This window comes from Dictyobacter sp. Z7_2, from assembly GCF_057551105.1.
On sequence record NZ_BAAJPE010000001.1, the window covers coordinates 3067646 to 3086588 of the forward strand.

Annotated in this window: 16 protein-coding genes; 10 read left to right on the plus strand and 6 right to left on the minus strand. The window is 49.1% G+C overall.

All coding sequences use genetic code 11. The features are described 5' to 3' along the window. Window positions 1-5 precede the first annotated feature (5 nt). Together AC27N8_RS12200 and AC27N8_RS12205 are read right to left on the minus strand one after the other, a co-directional pair. Window positions 6-2636 carry a hypothetical protein gene (locus tag AC27N8_RS12200; RefSeq protein ID WP_487067322.1) on the minus strand — a complete coding sequence of 877 codons (2631 nt, stop codon included), beginning with the start codon at window positions 2634-2636 and terminating at the stop codon, window positions 6-8. Window positions 2637-3430: 794 nt separating this feature from the next. Beyond that, the gene (locus AC27N8_RS12205) at window positions 3431-4612 is read right to left on the minus strand and encodes a S53 family peptidase (protein WP_487067324.1); all 1182 of its coding nucleotides are present in this window, start codon (window positions 4610-4612) and stop codon (window positions 3431-3433) included. A gap of 409 nt (window positions 4613-5021) precedes the next feature. Between AC27N8_RS12205 and AC27N8_RS12210 the strand changes: the two genes are divergently transcribed. Continuing rightward, window positions 5022-6257: an ATP-grasp domain-containing protein gene (locus AC27N8_RS12210; RefSeq protein WP_487067326.1), complete on the plus strand. Its 1236-nt coding sequence runs from the start codon at window positions 5022-5024 to the stop codon at window positions 6255-6257. Between the two features lie 30 nt (window positions 6258-6287). Here the strand turns inward: AC27N8_RS12210 and AC27N8_RS12215 are convergent, their stop codons facing one another. Next, the gene (locus tag AC27N8_RS12215; RefSeq protein WP_487067328.1) at window positions 6288-7262 is read right to left on the minus strand and encodes a threonine ammonia-lyase; all 975 of its coding nucleotides are present in this window, start codon (window positions 7260-7262) and stop codon (window positions 6288-6290) included. 321 nt (window positions 7263-7583) lie between these two features. On the opposite strand from AC27N8_RS12215, the gene AC27N8_RS12220 reads away from it, so the two are divergent. Continuing rightward, the gene (locus AC27N8_RS12220; RefSeq protein WP_487067330.1) at window positions 7584-7907 is read left to right on the plus strand and encodes a hypothetical protein; all 324 of its coding nucleotides are present in this window, start codon (window positions 7584-7586) and stop codon (window positions 7905-7907) included. 120 nt (window positions 7908-8027) lie between these two features. Here AC27N8_RS12220 and AC27N8_RS12225 read toward each other — a convergent pair whose 3' ends face one another. Next, window positions 8028-8510 (minus strand): heme-degrading domain-containing protein, encoded by a 483-nt coding sequence (locus tag AC27N8_RS12225; RefSeq protein ID WP_487067332.1) that lies wholly within the window; start codon window positions 8508-8510, stop codon window positions 8028-8030. 72 nt (window positions 8511-8582) lie between these two features. Here AC27N8_RS12225 and AC27N8_RS12230 point away from each other — a divergent pair, with 72 nt between their 5' ends. Next, window positions 8583-8762, plus strand: coding sequence for a hypothetical protein (locus tag AC27N8_RS12230; protein WP_487067334.1), 180 nt, complete (start codon window positions 8583-8585; stop codon window positions 8760-8762). Window positions 8763-9125: 363 nt separating this feature from the next. Then, on the plus strand, window positions 9126-10067 hold the full coding sequence (locus AC27N8_RS12235; RefSeq protein ID WP_487067336.1) for an LOG family protein: 942 nt from the start codon (window positions 9126-9128) through the stop codon (window positions 10065-10067). 52 nt (window positions 10068-10119) lie between these two features. Here the strand turns inward: AC27N8_RS12235 and glgB are convergent, their stop codons facing one another. Further along, complete coding sequence (gene glgB / locus AC27N8_RS12240) at window positions 10120-12174, minus strand: 1,4-alpha-glucan branching protein GlgB (RefSeq protein WP_487067338.1); 2055 nt, start codon at window positions 12172-12174, stop codon at window positions 10120-10122. Between the two features lie 368 nt (window positions 12175-12542). Between glgB and AC27N8_RS12245 the strand changes: the two genes are divergently transcribed. From AC27N8_RS12245 to AC27N8_RS12270, 6 genes are all read left to right on the plus strand, one after another. Continuing rightward, the gene (locus AC27N8_RS12245) at window positions 12543-12974 is read left to right on the plus strand and encodes a TraR/DksA family transcriptional regulator (protein WP_487067340.1); all 432 of its coding nucleotides are present in this window, start codon (window positions 12543-12545) and stop codon (window positions 12972-12974) included. Between the two features lie 240 nt (window positions 12975-13214). Further along, window positions 13215-15140, plus strand: a complete 1926-nt coding sequence (locus AC27N8_RS12250; RefSeq protein WP_487067342.1) for a hypothetical protein — start codon at window positions 13215-13217, stop codon at window positions 15138-15140. Window positions 15141-15183: 43 nt separating this feature from the next. Continuing rightward, window positions 15184-15561: a hypothetical protein gene (locus tag AC27N8_RS12255; RefSeq protein ID WP_487067344.1), complete on the plus strand. Its 378-nt coding sequence runs from the start codon at window positions 15184-15186 to the stop codon at window positions 15559-15561. Between the two features lie 92 nt (window positions 15562-15653). After that, on the plus strand, window positions 15654-16265 hold the full coding sequence (lspA, locus tag AC27N8_RS12260) for a signal peptidase II (RefSeq protein ID WP_487067346.1): 612 nt from the start codon (window positions 15654-15656) through the stop codon (window positions 16263-16265). Further along, on the plus strand, window positions 16258-17214 hold the full coding sequence (locus AC27N8_RS12265) for an RluA family pseudouridine synthase (RefSeq protein ID WP_487067348.1): 957 nt from the start codon (window positions 16258-16260) through the stop codon (window positions 17212-17214). Before lspA ends, AC27N8_RS12265 begins: the two co-directional genes overlap by 8 nt. Window positions 17215-17581: 367 nt before the next feature. After that, window positions 17582-18412: a hypothetical protein gene (locus AC27N8_RS12270; RefSeq protein WP_487067350.1), complete on the plus strand. Its 831-nt coding sequence runs from the start codon at window positions 17582-17584 to the stop codon at window positions 18410-18412. 135 nt (window positions 18413-18547) lie between these two features. On the opposite strand, the gene AC27N8_RS12275 is transcribed toward AC27N8_RS12270, so the two are convergent. Then, window positions 18548-18910, minus strand: coding sequence for an HU family DNA-binding protein (locus tag AC27N8_RS12275; RefSeq protein WP_487067352.1), 363 nt, complete (start codon window positions 18908-18910; stop codon window positions 18548-18550). Window positions 18911-18943 lie beyond the last annotated feature (33 nt).

Here is an 18943-nt window from a genome sequence, read left to right on the forward strand (position 1 = left end):
CGCATTTATCCTTTCAATGTTTCGGTTGGGATGATCCCTCGCCCAGCCGTTGATGTCGGGGTCGCCACAGGATTGCTGCCAGGAGTAGGTGTACTACTCGCTGGCGTTGGAGAACCATTGTTGCTTCCTGAAACGGCCAGGACATCAATTTTAATCTGGTTGAGATCAGTTGGCAAGGTCGTGTTGTTCCCATCGTACTTTATGGTAGCATCCTTAAAACCCGGCTGGGTTGTCAGCAATGCTTTGGCGGCGGCGACTGTCTTGCCAGCTAATTGTTTGATCAATGCGGTTTTTTGCGCCTCACTGACTTGATAATCCCATGTTCCCTGCGCTTGCACCTGAAGCGATACAGCTCCCTGTGACTGCGGAGTGACTTTGATGATCTTCGAAGTGACCGGGCCTGAGAGCGCGTAGCCTTTGCCTGGATTGGTGTCAGCGTTCTTTTGGAGTCGCTGCTGGGCTATCTTCTGAGCGCCATCGCGATCGTAGGCGATCCCTGTGCAGTTAGCCGAGACCGTTACCTGCATCGACGTGATCGAGTGTCCTTGATCTCCGATTGCTCCTGGATCATCATTGACCGTAGGTGGTGGGCAGGTTGGATCTTCTGCCAGACTCTCATTAGAGGTGAGTTGCTTATTGAATTGCGTTTTGGCCTCCTGCTTGAGTGTCGTGATCAGAGGATTGACGACTGCATCAACATCACTTTGTTGAATGAACGTGTAATTCTGTGAATCTTGTCCACCTGAGAAGGTTCCATTAGTAACAGTTATAATATCACCACCAATACAACATGATGTGCCGAATAATGTATCGGCTTTCATATTTCCAGCGGTACCAGCAGTATTTGCATGAGCCCTAACAGTGATTTTACCAATAGTTCCTTGTACTGGATCAGTTGCAGGTATAACTACTTGTTTATCTGGTGTATAGGTTACACTGCTATTAGGAACAATGATAGCGATATTTGCAGCTAATGTTTTAGATACCGATGCACCATTGGTGAATGTTAGATTCCCTGTGGCTGCAACTGGACTGGTTTGTGTATGGCCTGTCCCGGTGACTGTCTTGGTTTGTGGCTCAGGTGTGGCCGTTAAGGTTTTCAGGCTAACCTGTAACAAGTCAGCTTTGGGCGTTGTGGTCACGGCCTGAATGACATACGTATCGCTGACAACCTGATTCTTCGGTGTGATGGTGATGGTGGCCGGATTGGTTGTGTTGCTCGCTGGGATAACCTGGGCGATCTGTTTGCCGATACCCAATGGGATAACCGCCGGGTTGATATAGGCCATAATGCAGGTGACAAGCACGAACATCAGGAGAAGCAGTAGCAATAGGATGACTAATCTTCTACCGGGGCGTCGGCGTCCTGTTCTGTCAGCACGTTGGGGTGGCACGTTGCGACTGGGTGGATACTGGATTGGATTCATTGGTCCCGCCAGCGTGTTTCCTGGTCCAGAGCTGATGGCGTGTGGTCCTGTATTAGATGATCCAGCTCCGATGGCAGCAAATGCGCCTGTTCCCGCGACTCCGGCTGCACCCGTGGCCATGCTGCCTGTACGGCGTCTGCGAGCCCCATGCGTTGGTGGTGGTGGCACGAAATCGTCGTCGTCTGCATCAAGATCTTCGGGTATGGGTGTGGATAGCGGCGGCTCGTTGACTTTGGTTGGGCCGGTGCCTGGATTGCGACCACTCCCTTTCGGCGGCACTGGTTGTAAATCGATAATTCCTGGTCCTCCTGGCGTTCCGCTGTTCTGTGCGGCATTGGAATTTTCCGCCAGGGAGTTTGAGTTGCGTGGAGTGCGTGCTGTAGTATCTGCCTGTCCACGGGTGGGGATTTTTTCTATGTCATCATCGTCATCGAGATTGCCTGATGGGGTTGCTGAAGATGAGCGTCTGAAGCCCTCCGCAGCCATACCTGCTCCTGCACCCAATGCTGCTGCTCCTGCAATGTTTGGATTTCTGGCTGGAGGCGTGACGGGCTCATCTCCCAGGTCATCATCGTCGTCGAGCGTGCTGCGGTTGGGTGTGTTGGGGACGCGCGGCGTCGCTGGTGGTGGGGCTTGCCTTGATTGTCTGTCTGGCGGCTGATTAGATCCTTTGAAGCCCGGAAAGATCATGGTGGATTGCGGTTCGTCGGATATCTCAGGGGGCTCCTGACGCGCTGCGGCAGCACCGGCTACCGCTCCTGCGGCAGCGGCTCCTGCCGTCTTTGCACGACCACCAAAGAAGCGGCTTCTCTTCTCCGGAACTTGTTCAGGCTCAGGCTCAGAAAATTGTTCTTCCTCGCCATCGCGTAGGGCTTGTGTATATTCCTCCGGCGTCGCATATACAGGAAAGCGGCGCTGGCGCGCAAACTCGGATGGGCCAGGACCGTTGGGGGCGATGAAAATGATCTCTCCCTGTAATTTGCGTTTCCGCTGGACACTTTTTAAGTCATCAAAGTCTTGTGGACGTTGAAATGCATTATTTGGGTTCGGCAACACAACAACTATGTGTTGACGATTCAAGTTTTCTTGTGTCAAGATGGCTGCAAGCACGCTCTTGCGATCATCGACGGGAGAAACATAGATGACACCAATAGTTGCACTCCGAGGGTCATTCATTCCCAGCAAATCCGTGCCGTTACCCTGTCTCATAATTCCATCCCTCTATGCCATAAAAATGCGTTTCTCGCCTATGGCGTTCATTGTACAATATACTGATCCTTTCTGGAAAGAGATGAACACGTCTGCTTATCTAAAATAAACGTAGATTTATTAACAATAAGGGCTTTAATTGGTAGATGTTCATCGAATACCAGAGAAATCAGTGTGCAGAATAAAAGATAGTATTTATTATAAACCTATTCCTGGTATACGATCAGAATTCGGTAATCGTCATTTAAGCACCTATTCAGGCTCCCAGGTGGATTCTTGACTGGATTGGCAATTATGTCAGATGAGATAATTCCAGGTAAAAGATTATACGTCTTATTTGTCGTTAAATCAACTTTAATTCGTTCCGCGTGTCGTAAGAAAGGATGATCCATACACGCATCTGTGCCAATACATGCACTGCCTCCTTGTTATAGGACGTATCGCTATACGTGAGCGTCACTGAAAGCTACATGCTCCTGATTGCATAGCCCTAATCTCCTACAAGTAGGCAGTAATATCGCTGTGAGCATCTCTCACAGGAGGCTTTAGCCAATAATTTGTGGCTCGACCTTTATCTGTTAAAACCATCAGAACGCTAAAAAGTGCTGGCTACTGGCATGGAAAACGAAGCTATAGAACATAAATATATCTCATGTGAGCAATTATTTCATGCTAGTAGGAGAAATGCAAGGAAAGACGCTGTCCTTGACGCGAAGCACATACCAAAAAATAACGATCAATGTTGCTTGATCTCTTACAAGCGTTTCGAGATCAAGCGGATGGCGATGCTACTTTTAAAAGCAGCTTAAACCGTTGGGAGTGCCCAGACCTACTTTGTAGGCATAAGCGCTGACACTGCCGACTGGAATATGATTAATGGTACAGTTTCCACTTATGATCTTTAATCCGAGCGATTGTTGTGGGTTGACCATGGTGTTGGCGTTACCGGCTAGTCCGTAGATGGCGGCGATGATGGGTGAAGATGCACTTGTACCTCCTATTTGATACCAGCCGGTACCATTATAGGTATCGTAGACATACACTCCGGTGTTGGGATCGGCGACGGCGGAAATGTCCGCTACTGCTCGCATGGCACAGCCGGTATTGACATAATTCTGGTAGAGCGGTTTGCCGATCATGGTACTACATCCGCCACCAGCACTGGCCCAGGGGGCCTCGGTACCATTCGCCTGTAGGGATGTGCCTCCGACGGCAATTACGTTGGGACAGACTGCTGGCACCTGGACAACGCCGGCGTTATCTCCCGAACTGGCTGTGATGGCGACTTTGGGATGATTGTAATAGGTGCTACAGCTTTGAGCTTCGCCTGCGTATTCAACACTTGATCCATAGCTATTGTTGACAGCTTTGGAGCCTAGATTGACAGCTGTGTTTGTGGCTATGCCGAGATCAGTAAGGCTGTTTGAGTTGGCCTCGACGAGAATGATCTTGCAGGTCTGACAGACTCCACTGACCATATCGAGGTCGAGAGAAATCTCCTGTGCCCAGCCTGTGTTGGCAACAGGCAAGGGGCTCGTTCCTCCTGTCTGATTGATTTTGATGAAACAGCCATTTGTCGTTGGGCAACTGCTCAAACCAAAGTATGAGCGATAAAAAGCCACATCGGATACAGCATTGGGATCATCATAAGCAGCGACGATGGCGATGTATTGTCCCGCTGGACCACTGGCAGGTAGGTTATAAGCCGTTCTAATGTCTTGTGGTCGATAGGGCGTTGTTCCACCAGGAGGTGAGGCGTGCCCATGGAGGCTCGGTGGACTTATTGGTCCCACGACAATTGCTCCACAGTTTGCTGTGTTTGGCATGGTGTGAAGAGCGCAAGCATGCCTGGGTTCTCTTTGTGTTGTCGAGGCTCCTTTCGAAGCTGCCTGAACTTGGCCAGGATATGTAGATCCCTGTACTAACAACGCCAGCAGGCATGTAAGGAAGATCACAATCGTCTTTCGCATCATCATATATTATCCTTTTATACGTGAGGTATCTTCTTGCTTAAATAAAATAGCATAAAGCAGGCTCTACCCTATAATTAATTGTATTGAGAGTAAAAAGCGTTATATTTCGATGTAAAATATGCTATTATACTGCAACGATTTTATGATTACTATTTGCTCTTTGCTCGTGGAGGGCACATATGGATGGCGCGTTTATTTATGGTTGGTCACTGACGAAATCTTTGGAATTATTTATGTGGCGATCGAGTTCTATACTGTATCGTTGTGCGTGATGTGGCGTGAGTGAGAATGAGCCTTTTCAGGCGATGGACGCGGATGATAAAATGCTATCTATAAGGAAAGGACAAATTATATTTGTATGCGTGCTGAAAATATAAGTGCCGAAAAAAATAGGCCAGGAATCCTCTTATTGATGTCTCCAGCCACGTATCGGGCGGGAGCTTTTGTGCACGCCGCACAGCGTCTGCAACTAAATCCTGTGGTCGGCCTGGATCTACCAGATAAGCTTGCTAACTATTGGCATGTGCCTTTGGGACTGGACTTTTCGGATATACAGAAATCGGTGCAGAGTATTCTTGAATATGCACATGAGCAGCCTTTTGTGGCCGTTCTTTCCGTGGATGATAGTGCAACTGAGCTCGCTGCATACGCTAATGCCGCTTTAGGACTGGCGCATAATTCTCCTCAAGCCAGTGAGGCCGCACGCGATAAATTGTTGATGCGCCGCTTGATGTCGGCGGGTGGAGCTGCCTGTCCTATTTTTCGCAACTTTGGCCTGCATGAAGATCCTGAGTGGATAGCTTCTCAGATTACCTATCCCTGTGTCTTGAAGCCACGACGGCTTTCTGGTAGCCGTGGAGTGATACGAGCGAATAATCCCGACGAGTTTGGAGACGCCTTTGCGCGTTTGAAGCAGATGCTGCTTGATGAGGGTGCTCTAGAATATGAGACTTCGATTCTGGTCGAAGATTTTATTCCGGGCTTTGAAGTGGCGCTTGAAGGTCTTTTGACGGCTGGTACTTTGCAGGTACTGACTCTGTTTGATAAGCCAGATCCTCTCGATGGTCCTTTTTTTGAGGAGACGATCTATGTTACTCCATCGCGCCTTACAGCTGAGACGCAGCAAGCCATCGCGGATTGTGTTTCTACTGCGGCGGCAGCTCTGGGCTTGCGGACAGGGCCGGTGCATGCGGAACTGCGTATCAATGAGCAGGGGCCGTGGATGTTGGAGATTGCTGGTCGTTCCATTGGTGGTCTGTGTTCAACAATTCTGGAGTTCGGTTCCGGGATGTGTTTGGAAGAACTGATCTTGCGTCATGCTATCGGAGAAGAAGTGTCCTCTTTTGAACGTGAAGAGCGTGCCGCGGGCGTCATGATGATCCCTATTCCCAGGGCGGGTTTCTTAAAAGGTGTCTCTGGTATCCACGAAGCCGAGGTAGTTCCTCTGATTACAGGCGTTGAAATTACTGCTCCACTCAATAACAAGCTCGTCCCATTGCCAGAGGGTGCCAGCTATCTTGGTTTTATCTTTGCCCGTGGCGATGAACCTGCGGAAGTGGAAGAGGCCATCCGTCAGGCGCATCGCTGTTTGCACTTCGATATTCGGCGAGAAATCCCGATGCTCAATATGAGCGCTCGTTCGTTCTAGCGCGGACGTGTATGCGTAGCTGGATCGTTCTTATACTGTCGTGATAGCCTGTGCATAGACTGTCGGGTCGACATTGCCACCGCTTACAATGCAGCATACGCGCTTGCCCCTGAAGCGTTCCGGGCTACTGAGCAGAGCTCCTAGCGACAAGGCTCCTGTTGGTTCGACCTTCAGATTGTTGTAGAGATAATAATGGCGTAGCGCATCCAGTGTGTGCTTATCAGGCACCTCAACGATATCGCTGAGACCCTGCTGGAGGATCTCCCAATTAATCTGGCCCAGACTAATCGTGCGAGCACCATCCGCAATCGTTGCAGGCTCAGACTCATTGGCGAGCAATTGACCACTGCGAAACGAACGAGCGGCGTCATTACCTGGCTGAGGCTCAGCTCCAATAATTTCTGTGTCGGCTCCCATATGATCACGTGCCACTACAATCCCAGAACTCAGGCCACCACCGCCGATTGGAACCACGATCGTATCGAAGTTATCGGCCGTCAGAATCTCGTGGCCCAGCGTCGAATTGCCCGCAACCACGCGATAATCGTCATAGGCAGGAGCTCCGAAGGCTTCTGGCGCTGCGGCCAGTAGTTCTTGGACGCGGTCCAGACGACTGATGCGATGGACATTAATCAGATCAGCAACCCCTCCATAGGAGCGTACCGCCGCAATCTTTACCTGGGCCGAAGTCTCAGGCATCACGATGGTACAGGTTTTGCCTAGCAACTGACTGGCGTAGGCGACTGCCTGACCGAAGTTGCCTGATGAGGCTGCCACAATGTGCTGGTGCGGAATGCTGGAAAGTAGATTATAAGCCGCACGAAATTTAAAACTACCTGTATGCTGAAATGTCTCGCTGGCAATCGTAATGGTACAGCCTAATTCAGCCGAGAGGCGTGGTGCTGGTAGTAAGAATGTTGGTCGTAGGGAAGGTGTCAGGGATGCCCAGACGTGTTCCAGATATGTACTTGTAAGCTCAGGAGCCGAAACGTAAATAGGAAGCATTGTAAAACTCCATTTTTCTTATAGTAATACTTTGAGCGACCGGCTATGCTGTGGTACAGATATATACCATACCATAAATGAAAGAATATCCATAATTATGATTTCATAAACCCATCCTTGCTATCTTGCCTGGAATAGATTATATATATAATATACGGTAATTTATTTTCATGGGTTTCTGATGATTCTCTGCTCGAACGAGGGCCGTTAGCGATTTTAGAATTGGTGGATAAATATCTACTTACCTTGTGGGAATGAATGTGCTATACTGTAAAACGCTGTCTGATATCGGGTTTTTTTGAGAGAAACGAGGAGGCTTTTGTGGAGCAAAAGCAACAACATGTGCGTTATGATGAATTCGCTGAGCAATTCGTTTCCGTGATGCTTGAAAATTGGGCTGATATTGTTTTGATTGTGAATCGGCAGTCGCCACGCGTAGCGTCTCTCATACGTGCGACCGTGCCGACTAGTCTCAAGCGCATTAATGGTACCTGGCGTATCCAGATTATGACCCGGCGTCCCCTCCAGCGAGAGGGATTACAGTCACCACGCGATAACGAAATTGTGGCGCAGGCAATACGCCTTTGGGGACATTCATCGGCGCAATTGCGCTTGCCACGTATTACGATTGAGTTTATTCAGTAGCTCCACTCACTGGCGTCTGTTAGAATTGTTCGTGCTGCGCCATGGTCGAAGATGTGTGTGATGGCGTTCAGGCTCTGGACAGATGCCAGTCAGGTTTTTCATAACGATTGAGCGCTTGCATCAAGCGTGTGTTTCACGTTTCATAAATTCTCGGAGTACGGCTACCACTAAGGCGTGATCCTCTTCTTGAGGGAGTCCAGAAACAGCCACTGTACCCACAACACCCACTCCTCGGATCATCAGCGGAAATGCTCCGCCGTGAGCGGCATATTCTTGTGAGGAGAGTAGATATTTTTCCTCCATGGTAAGTCCAGCGACATGGAGAGAACGCCCCACGTAATAAGAACTGTGTCCGAAGCGCTGAACCACATTATTCTTGCGGCGAATCCACTCACCATTGTCGATGGATGTACCCTCCATGGCAAAATGGAAGAGTTGTAATCCGTTGCGCGTGATATCAATGGCGACAGCTTTGCTCTTTGTTCGAGCAGCTTGTAGAAGCGCCAGACCAACTTCAAGCGCTATCTCATTCGTGAAATTGTTGAATTGGAGCTCTTCTTCTTGTAGAAGGAGTTCTTGCAGAAGTGTTTGTTCATCATTCATATTATAAATCCATTCTGTGTAATAGCATCTTATACTCGCGTCACAATACTGTGACGGGAAAATCCCTCGCCCATGGTGTCAACGCTCACCAACGTAGCGGCGCGGCTCCGCCGTGCTGTCTGTGACTCGTACGACCACGTTGCCTATGGGGGTTTCATTGAGAGACGTTCCCCATGCCGAATCATACGAGCTACAGACAGCACGGCGGAGCCGCGCCGCTACGTCTGCTGGCTTGATCTCTCTGGGAGATGATTCCTTCAGTTCACAGTATTAGACGCGAGTTACGGTGGTTGTCTTATGCAGTGATGATCGATATTATGTTTGAGTATAGCACATTTGTCTGGCCTATCTCCCTCTCTTTTGAAGCGCATAGCGTTGTGATGTCTTTTGCCTTTGGATGCATATGAATGAGAATAATGGAGTGGCCAGCGATGCTTGTTCATTTAACAATCGTTTACGAGTTATTTACAAAATTTAATAGCTGTACGTGTGGTATCGTGTTATACTGGACATGTCCTATGAGGTAAAAATTAATCTGTCGCTCAAGAAATTTTGTAATACGAGATGTGGAACCAATAACCCTAATAGGCTAAATAATCATCAGGAGAAATTGATTTGAGTAACAATCAGAGGAAGAATGGGTCGAATAATCGTCAAAGTAAAAATGGTATCAGCAATCAATCAAGTAAAAATGGAACCAATGTTCATCATGATCAGACAGCCAGAGAGCGCTATCAAGCTCTTCGACATAAAGGGAATGCCGTCACAGATGATGAAAGGCTGCTAAGTCGCCCCACACAACCGCTTGTGAGCCCCAATGATCCGATCCCCGATGAGCGTATCATGGAAGAAAATCATGCCTTTGAGCGCGCTCTGAACTTTGATTTTACCATGACCGATCCGTGGCGCGTCTTTCGTATTATGAGCGAATTCGTCAACGGTTTTGACGTGCTTGCGCATATTCCACCATCTATAGCCATCTTCGGCTCCGCTCGCACCAGGTCTGATAATCCCTACTACGCAGCCGCTACCGAGACCGCACGTCTGTTAGCCGAGGCGGGTTTTGGCGTGATTACAGGCGGTGGACCAGGCATTATGGAGGCCGCCAATAAGGGTGCTCAAGAGGGAGGGAACCTCTCGATTGGCTGTAATATCGAGTTGCCCTTTGAACAGGATTCAAATAAGTACCTGGATATCTCGCTCGATTTTCGTTACTTCTTTGTACGCAAAACCCTGTTTGTTAAGTATTCTTGTGCCTTCATCATCTTCCCGGGTGGCTTCGGTACGATGGATGAGCTGTTTGAGGCGTTGACTTTGATACAGACCACAAAGGTCAGTAATTTTCCTGTCATCCTCTATGGATCTCAATATTGGAACGGATTAATGCAGTGGCTGCGCGAGACGATGCTGGCGGTCGAAAATATCTCGACGAAGGATCTTGATCTTTTGCGCGTCTCAGACGATCCTCAGGAGATCTGTCAACTGGTCTGTGATTCTTATCAGCGTAATCGCCAGCTAGAGAAGGTTGATCCCGGACGAGAAACATCGATCAGATAGAATGGCTACGATAATGCGTTAGCCATTTTATCTGATGCCTGAGGAGATCTTTCTATTCTGCGCTGTCTTCTGTGAGTGTATCTTCTGTGCCAATGCTGCCTGCCTGACGTTTGAGTATCACTGTCCCCAGCGGCGGAAGCGTCAACAAGATTGAATGCTGATGCTGATGCCAGGGGATAGGTCCACTGGGCATTTCATTACTGTTAATCAGCCCACTGCCTCCATAAAGCTCGTGGTCACTATTGAGCAATTCGTAGTAAACACCCGTTTTAGGCACACCTAAGCGATAGCCATAGTGTGGCACTGGCGTGAAGTTGCTGATAAAAAGCAATGTATCATCCTCGTTGAGGCTGCGGCGCTGAAATGAGACGACACTGTTATCGGTATCATGAGCATCAATCCAGGAGAAACCGGCGTAATCGTTATCCAGAGCACTCAGGGCTGGCTCGGCTTGATAGAGCGTGTTGAGCTTGCCAACGAAGTTGTGTAGCTGACGATGATGCGGATCGCTGGGCTCGCTAAGTAAATGCCAATCGAGACTTTCCGTGAAGTTCCATTCGCTCCATTGTCCAAATTCGCCGCCCATGAAGAGCAGCTTCTTGCCTGGATGTCCCCACATAAAGCCATAGAATGCTCGTAGATTGGCGAACTTCTGCCATAGATCGCCTGGCATCTTCCTGATCAACGATCCTTTGATATGTACAACCTCATCGTGAGAGAGTGGCAGGACAAAGTTTTCTGAGTAAGCATACATAATTGAGAAGGTGAGGTTGTTCTGATAGTAGCGGCGATGAATCGGATCGATCTTCATATAGTCTAACATATCATGCATCCAGCCCATGTTCCACTTATGGGTAAAGCCGAGTCCGCCGACATAGGTTGGACGCGTGACGAGCGGCCACGAGGTGGATTCTTCTGCCAGGGTGATTGTTCCTGGCATCTCTGCATAGACGGCTTCGTTGAATTGACGCAGAAAGGCGACCGCTTCAAGATGTTCTCGTCCACCGTATTGATTGGTGACCGATTCTCCTGCTTCGCGTAGATAATCAAGATAGAGCATCGAGGCGACCGCATCAACGCGTAGCCCATCGATGTGATACTCGCGTAGCCAGAAGATCGCGCTGGCAATCAAGAAGTTACGCACCTCGCTGCGGCCATAATCAAAAACATATGTGCCCCATTGTTTATGTTCACCCTTGCGCGGATCTGCATATTCATAGAGATGTGTTCCATCGAAATAGCTCAGGGCATGACCATCCTTGGGGAAATGAGCAGGTACCCAATCGAGCAGCACACCGATGCCCGCCTGATGGAGATAGTCAACAAAATATTGAAAATCTTCGGGTGTGCCGAAGCGGCTGGTGGGAGCGTAGTAGCCTGTAACCTGATAGCCCCAGGAGCCATCAAAGGGAAACTCGGTGATCGGCATCAGCTCGATATGGGTAAAGCCGAGCTTTTTGACATAATCGGCCAGCGCGGGAGCCAGCTCGCGATAGGTCATAAAGCGATCTTCCTCTACCGCGCCTTCCCGATGTCGCTCGGGCACCTGACGCCAGGAGCCGAGATGGACTTCGTAGATTGAGAGCGGCTGGTTTAGTTCATGCAGTCCGGGTCGTTGCTTGATCCAATCGGCGTCTTGCCACTCGTGCTGATGGATATCGGCGATAATGGAGGCGTTGTTGGGGCGTAATTCAAAGGCGAAGCCATAGGGATCGATTTTATCAACGGTGTAATTATTGTGGCGCGAGTAGATCGCATATTTATAGCGCATCCCCAACTCGAGATGAGGGATAAAGCATTCCCAGACGCCCAGATCTTGATGCCGTTTGTGCATCGGGTTGGAGCCGCGATTCCATCCATTAAAATCGCCGATCACCGACACCATGCGTGCACCAGGAGCCCAGACCGCGAAATTGATGCCTTTGATCCCGTTTACGCTGTGTGGATGGGCTCCCATCTTGTCGTAGAGCAGATAGTGTCGGCCCTGACCGAACAGGTAGAGATCAAATTCACTAAATATAGACGCATTTGCAGCATTTTCTGACTGTATCTGCGTGGAGTGATGCTCTTCACCCCCTGATTGCTGTGGCAGATGTGGTCCTGACATAAAACTATCCCCGTTCTTGGATGTAATTGCTATGTATGCATCGTTGACAGCGTATATACAATAAATCAAGCGCTTTTTGTCTGTCTCCTCTGTCTATTATAGCAGGAAAGGTCTCTAAAAATTTCTTACGGTGGACAATTCGTTGCTGCTGGTGTTTTATACCTTGATGCCAGATGCGGCTCCGGGCGTAGAATGGAAATGTGAGGCTGAATACTTATACCGTACGTATACTTATCGGATAGCGAGCTGATGTGATACCATTTCTGCGTAAGTAGTTATCTGCACGTCGTATATAAGCCGCCTGATTATAGGTTCCGCTACCATATTGGGTGCTTGATTGGATAAATGAAGAAAGGATACGCTGAAGTATGTCAATTGATCTCAAGAAAATGAAGGAGCGCCTGGAAGCGAAACGCCAGGAGCTAGAGTCCAGTATCCATGCTCTTCCGCAAGGGCAGACAGAACTGAACGATCCCGCCAATGCGAAAGATGACAATGACTTTGAATATACGTATCAGGATACCGAAGATGATGCCGTAGATGCTCAGGAGATGGCTCAGGAGCAATCAATTGTGGCCACAGAGCAATCTCTGCTAGATCAGGTAAACGCGGCCCTCAAGCGTATTGAGGATGGCACCTATGGCTATTGTACGGTCGATGGCGTGCTGATTCCGGAAAAGCGCCTGGAAGCTATCCCCTGGGCAGCCCTCTGTATTCAAGACCAGGAAGCGTTAGACCAGCGTGCCAATAGCGAAGCAGATGCCATATCCACTGATAATGACGGTACGCGCTTTTCCTGAGTGGTTGCGGACAAGTCGTTTCCTATTGCATTGCGGCTTCTCTTCTCTGTATGTAGCCATTCGTTGACCGTGTTGTTTGTGCGATATGGTCAACGATTCTACTCCCCTCATACGAAGAAATGAGTAATCCTCTACGCAAATGTGCCATAATGCAAAATTGCCTTGACGTGCATCAACGTCTCATCTACAATGAATACCTATCGATTCGCTGATATTTAGTGCGTGGGGAGATTGATTTGTATGGGGTATGAGATGCAGCCGTCGTTCTTGAGGCGACGTGTGCTTGTAGCTGTGGCGGCCGATGATGCACGGGCGATTGAACTGGTGCAGGCGATGCGTGCCCAGGGGCTGACTGTGATGATTGCTACCACGGTGGGATTGGCTTCCCAGGCGGATGATGTTGCGGTATGTGTGGTGGTTTTGCATCCTGATGTCTGGCGCTCCACCCCCGCTATTGTGACTGCAATGCGCAGGAATCCTCGCTTTATGATCCCGGTGCTAGATGAGCCTATGGCATTGCCTCGCGCCGCCTGGGCTACTGAACCTTTCTATATTACAGAATCACCCACACAGAGCGCGAAAGCGCTGGTGACGTTTATTCGCCATCATCTCCAGCTTGTCTCAGAGCGCGAACTGGCGACAGTGATGCAGCGCTCAATGATGGTTCATCCATGGTTGCGCGAGTACGAGCCTTTTGAACCTCCAGTAGTTAGTAATAAAGTGCGGCAACGACGTCATCTGCCTGCTTTTTTGCGGCTGTGCTGGCCACTGGCTTTTCTCTTATGTGTGAGTTTTTTGACCTACTACTTCTTTCAACTCTCCTCTCTCAGTAATACGAAGGCGGATACGCAAAGCTCTACTGATACGAAAAGTTCTACCTGGCTCGATCATCCTTATGCGGCGGCTGTGCCAGGGGCCGCGTGTGATAGCGGCCCGGCTGATTGGGAGATTCCTGAATACTATAAGACTGTGATGGCACCTACTGCGACCCCACAGGTGATTGTTGATAATTCCACCATCACTACGTGCCAGAAGAATGGTCTTGTCGTTGCCCATATGAATCACTATGCCGCCTTTGCCAACTTGCTTTTTGCCAGCAAGGGGCTCCCATTGCCTCAGCACTTCAAGACACAGATTACTGTGGCTGTTGTCAATGCCAGTCCGTCCGCTATCTTTCAATTGGGGATTCGCGATCAGAGTGGCTCGGATATGAGCAATAAAAGTATTGGTTATGGTAACGATGTGATTCAGGTGGGCGTCGATGGTGAGTGGCAGGTGCTGCGCTATAATAATACGACTGAGGCGGTCGATATGCGTTTCTCCAAAGGGTTTGTTAAGCCCGCGCAGCGCTATACTCTGACCGCTGAAAGTAGTGGCTCTCTGATGAGTTTTTCTATCGATGGTCAACTCGTCTCGACGATTATAGATCCATTGTATGCAAAGAGCTATGGCGTCTCGTTTGGCATGGGCGATATGGGAGCATCAACTACCCCGCGCGCTCTCTATTCCCAGTTTACCTATGAACCTCTGGCGGCGGCGGCGCAAATCTCATCGCGAGATAACATGAGCGCCACAGCTCAGGCGGTCCACGGTACTCCGACTACCTACGCAGCGGCTCAGCCAGGATTCGCTTGTGATCCTGGCAAGGGACAGTGGCAACCACTGTCTGAGGCTGCCGGGCATGTGACTCTGCAATGTCTGACGACCGGTCTGGCTGCGACTCAGAGTGCTTCAGAAACGTTCATCGGACGTATCCCATTTTATTGGTTGGATGGTAATTTCCCTGGTCGCTACAAGGTCCAGGTCCAGGTCGATCCTGAGCGTGCGCATACGAGCAGTTCCGGCCTGACTATACGGGTGGATGATCAAAATGCTGGAGATGCTTTTTTTGTCAATAAAGATGGTGATTGGTCTGTGATCCGTTATAATGATGCTGGTGCCAGGTTGCAAGAGGCGTCAGGACATGTCCGCTCAAGACCAACCTATACGCTGCAAACCTCCTCAGATGGTCATGTACAGCTCTTCCAGCTCGATGGTGTACTTGTGTATTCGACCCGGAATATCTCTACCACGATCGATCATATTGAGCTCTCGATCTTACCTGAATCACATCTTTCCTCTGAGACAACGCTGTTCTCTAATTTTGTATTTATACCGTTATCATAGCTACAGCTATGATAGCTGTAACTTTTTTAGGAGTGTATCACAAATGGATATTGTGCGGGTATACATGCGCCTACAGGCCATCGGCAAGGCGTGTATTGTGGCTGCCTGGATTGTCATTATTTTAGGTCTCTTTTTGTTTGGCTATCTTTTTTATAGCGTTTCGTCTAATTCTTTTGCATATATCAGTGGCACTACGTATATCTTTGTTCTTCTTATACTTTTTGCTGCATTGGCCATCCCGGTTGGTTCATTGTCCCTGCTTCTGTTTGCCAGTGGCACGCTGATTGCGTATATCACGATGCAGGAGGGTTCGCCTGAGGACGATGAGTCTGAAGCCAGACCGGTCGTTGCTGACGATCAAGAAGAACATTATCAGGTGGAAATTTCCTCGATCTCCAAAAGCGAGCGTGATGCTACCTAGATGCTACCTAAAGGAGCGGTTGGCACATGTGATACAATAGGTGATGCTGGCTGACGGCAGATGAACTGTCAAGGAAAGAAGGAAAAGGAATCGTGCCTCGTAAACATGCGCGTCTCTACGATATCTTCACATTGTGTCTGGTGATTATCGTGATTGCCTGCGATCAATGGACGAAGTCATGGGTGGTGCAGACTATGGCTGTCGGGAGCGAAGCTCCATTCCCATTTTTGGGACAATATTTTGCCTTTCAATATGTCCACAATTCTGGCGCGGCCTTTAGTATGTTGACGGGACCTAATGGCTCGATCGTGTTAGCGATATTGATTGCTGTGGCTATCATAATTGTATGTTTCCTGTATGCTCGTATGATAAATACTGGTTCGCTGGCGTACAAGCTCGTTTTTGGACTCATCCTTGGTGGAGCGTTTGGAAATCTGATTGATCGCATTGCTCACGGTGGCTATGTGGTTGATTTTGTTTCTTTCCGCATCCCTCAGGTCAACTATTACTTTGCAATCTTCAATGTTGCGGATGCCTGTATCTCTGTTGGGGTGGTTCTGCTCTTTTTGATGGTCCTGATTGGAGGATTGAAGCAACCCGAATCCAGCAAGGAGCAGCACGATTCAGTAGAAGAGTCGCAAGAGTCGCAAGATTCTTCAGGACTCGAAAATAATTTTAGAGCCACAACGGAGCATAATGGATAACGAGAACCAAACGCTTTCACCTCCCACAGCGCTATGGGTGATTGATGATGAGTCTGTCGGGATACGCCTCGATCGCTTTCTTTCCTCTCAGGTGGAGGGGCTTTCGCGTACGGCGATGCAACAATTGATCGCTGACGGGTCAATCCTGATTAATATGAAACCTGCCAGCAAGCCTGGCTACGCTTTGCGTCTGGCTGATGAGGTGCAGATTCTTAATTTTGTGCCGTCTTCGGCTGTGAAGAATGTGAAACCTCATGAGCTCCCTCTGGATATTGTCTATGAAGACGAAGATTTTTTAGTGATCAATAAAGCGGCGGGCATGGTTGTGCATCCGGCTCCAGGACACTACGAAGATACGCTGGTGAATGCCTTGCTAGCCCGCTATCCAGAGCTCCAGAGCCGCCAGGAGGATCTGCGACCGGGGATTGTCCATCGCCTGGATCGTGATACTTCGGGACTCCTGATAGTCGCAAAGAACCTGCATACGCAAGTAAAACTTATCGATCAGATGAAGGCACACGAGATCGAGAAGCGCTATCTCGCACTGGTTGAGGGCATCGTCACGCAGGAGCGCGGTAGTATTGATGCTCCTATTGGACGCGACCCCCGCAATCGACAACATATGACCATTACCTCGGTGGACAGCCGCGACGCGATTACACACTTCAAAGTACGTGAGCGCTATGGGCATCACACGCTCTTGTTGCTTCAATTGGAGACCGGTCGAACCCATCAGATTCGTGTGCATCTGAAAGCCATTGGGCATCCTGTGGTTGGAGACGCTGTCTATGGGACGGGGCGGATCAGGTACGGTATCACCTTGAAGCGCCAATTCTTGCATGCCTTTCAGTTACGTTTCAAGCATCCGACCACCGGAGAGGTAATTGAACTGGAAGCTCCATTGCCATCGGACCTTCAAAGCATCCTGGATCATCCACAAGACCTGTAGAGATTTCTGATTACTTTTCTACTTTCTTCTATGGAATTCTACGCGCCTCCATGGTATACTATGAGCAGATTTGTTGCAAGACACATCTTCTACCGCTTGGAGCTAACAACCAGCTTTTAAGCAAAATGCTTTTCTTTTGATACCATCCGTGGCGCGTTTCTCTTCATTGCATTGCTTTGTATATCTTTCAGCCTGATGGGTTATTCCGCTTGACAGAGACGTTCTGTTCGTATAAAATTAGAACATAAGTTCTAATCGAGCTGTTTTATTCTCTAATCCTGGGCAACGAGATTTCATCTGTTCAGGCCAAATTTCTTCACGGAGAAAAAGAGGTATCCTCATTTGTTGAGAGAGGAGAAAGCATGCAATGCCGGTTTTAGACTCTACCGATAAGATTGCTCCTAAGAGTATCCTGCGTTATCGTCCGATCGACGGAAGTTCTGAGCATCCGAAAAGCAAATCGTTCGTTACTGCTGCTGAAACTCCTCCCGTGGCGCGTGCTTCACGTGTACTTCGTAAGGTAGAGGCAGAGGTTGCTCTTGCGAAAGAGGAGCCCGATGTCCAATCTCATCTGGATGCGTGGAAGAATGCGACACGGGTGATTGCAGATCGGCCAGGATTACAGTTTCCTCTATCTCGGATGGGTGGGACGCTGCATAGATTGACCAGAACGAAGTCAAGATCGAAGTTACTGCAACCGTCACAGAGCAAACCACATAGACAATTTCGCCCTGTCATTTTCTATATCCTCCTGGGTATGACTGTCACTCTGATCCTGGGGATTGCGCTGAGCCTGTTTGCTGGCTGGGCCAGGACATGGGTGGATGATATCCACTATGGGCGTCCCCGGACATTTCAGGCCGATGTCCGAGTTGGACATAATAATGATCAGACTGGCACACCAAGCCATTTCATTGCTATCAATCTTAATCGCAGCATCGAGGTTATCGAGTTCCCTGGTGGCGATGCCACGCAGTCCAGAGATTTTGCTGGACCTCAATTTTATGGGAAAAATGACGATCTTGTGCCTGTGACGCTGACCTTTGCCGATCTTAACAAGGATAAAAAACTCGATATGGTGATTAATTTCCAGAGCCAACATACGGTTTATATCAATGATGGGAAGAGTTATCGTCCGTCATTGCCAGCCGAGCAAGCTGAAATTGAACAAGCGCTCCAGCGCTTAGGGATCGAGTAGGAGGAGGGGATATAGAGGGGATGCCTTCGGACAGTAAAAAACGCCCCTTCTATCTTGATTTTGTCAGGGTATTCTTTCTCTGACGAGAAAATATTTTTACCTCTGATTTGATAGAAAGGACGTTCTCAGACGTTGTTAACGGCTTGCTCCGCTGTGTTGTGCCTCGGGCTTTTTGTGTCCCGCTGAAGCATCCAGCGCAGCCTGCGAGAGGACGGCTCCAACTGAGAAACCTACACGTTTGCGGGCTGGAATGGTGATCTGTTTGCCACCTCGAATGGATTTGACACGACGTGGGGCGACATCGCGCAGATTCCAGGTGCCAAAACCCATCAAACGGACCTCGTAGCCTTTGGCGACACCTTCGCGCACGACCTCTGTAAAAGCATCAATGACCTTGTTTGTCTCTTTCAGGTTCAATCCAGCTTTGGCGGCGATCTGATGAATCAGTTCGTCTTTGCCAACCACGACGTGTTCTCTATCAGTTGAACTAGCTTTCATTGCAATATCACTCCTCAAAATTGTTTGGCAGAA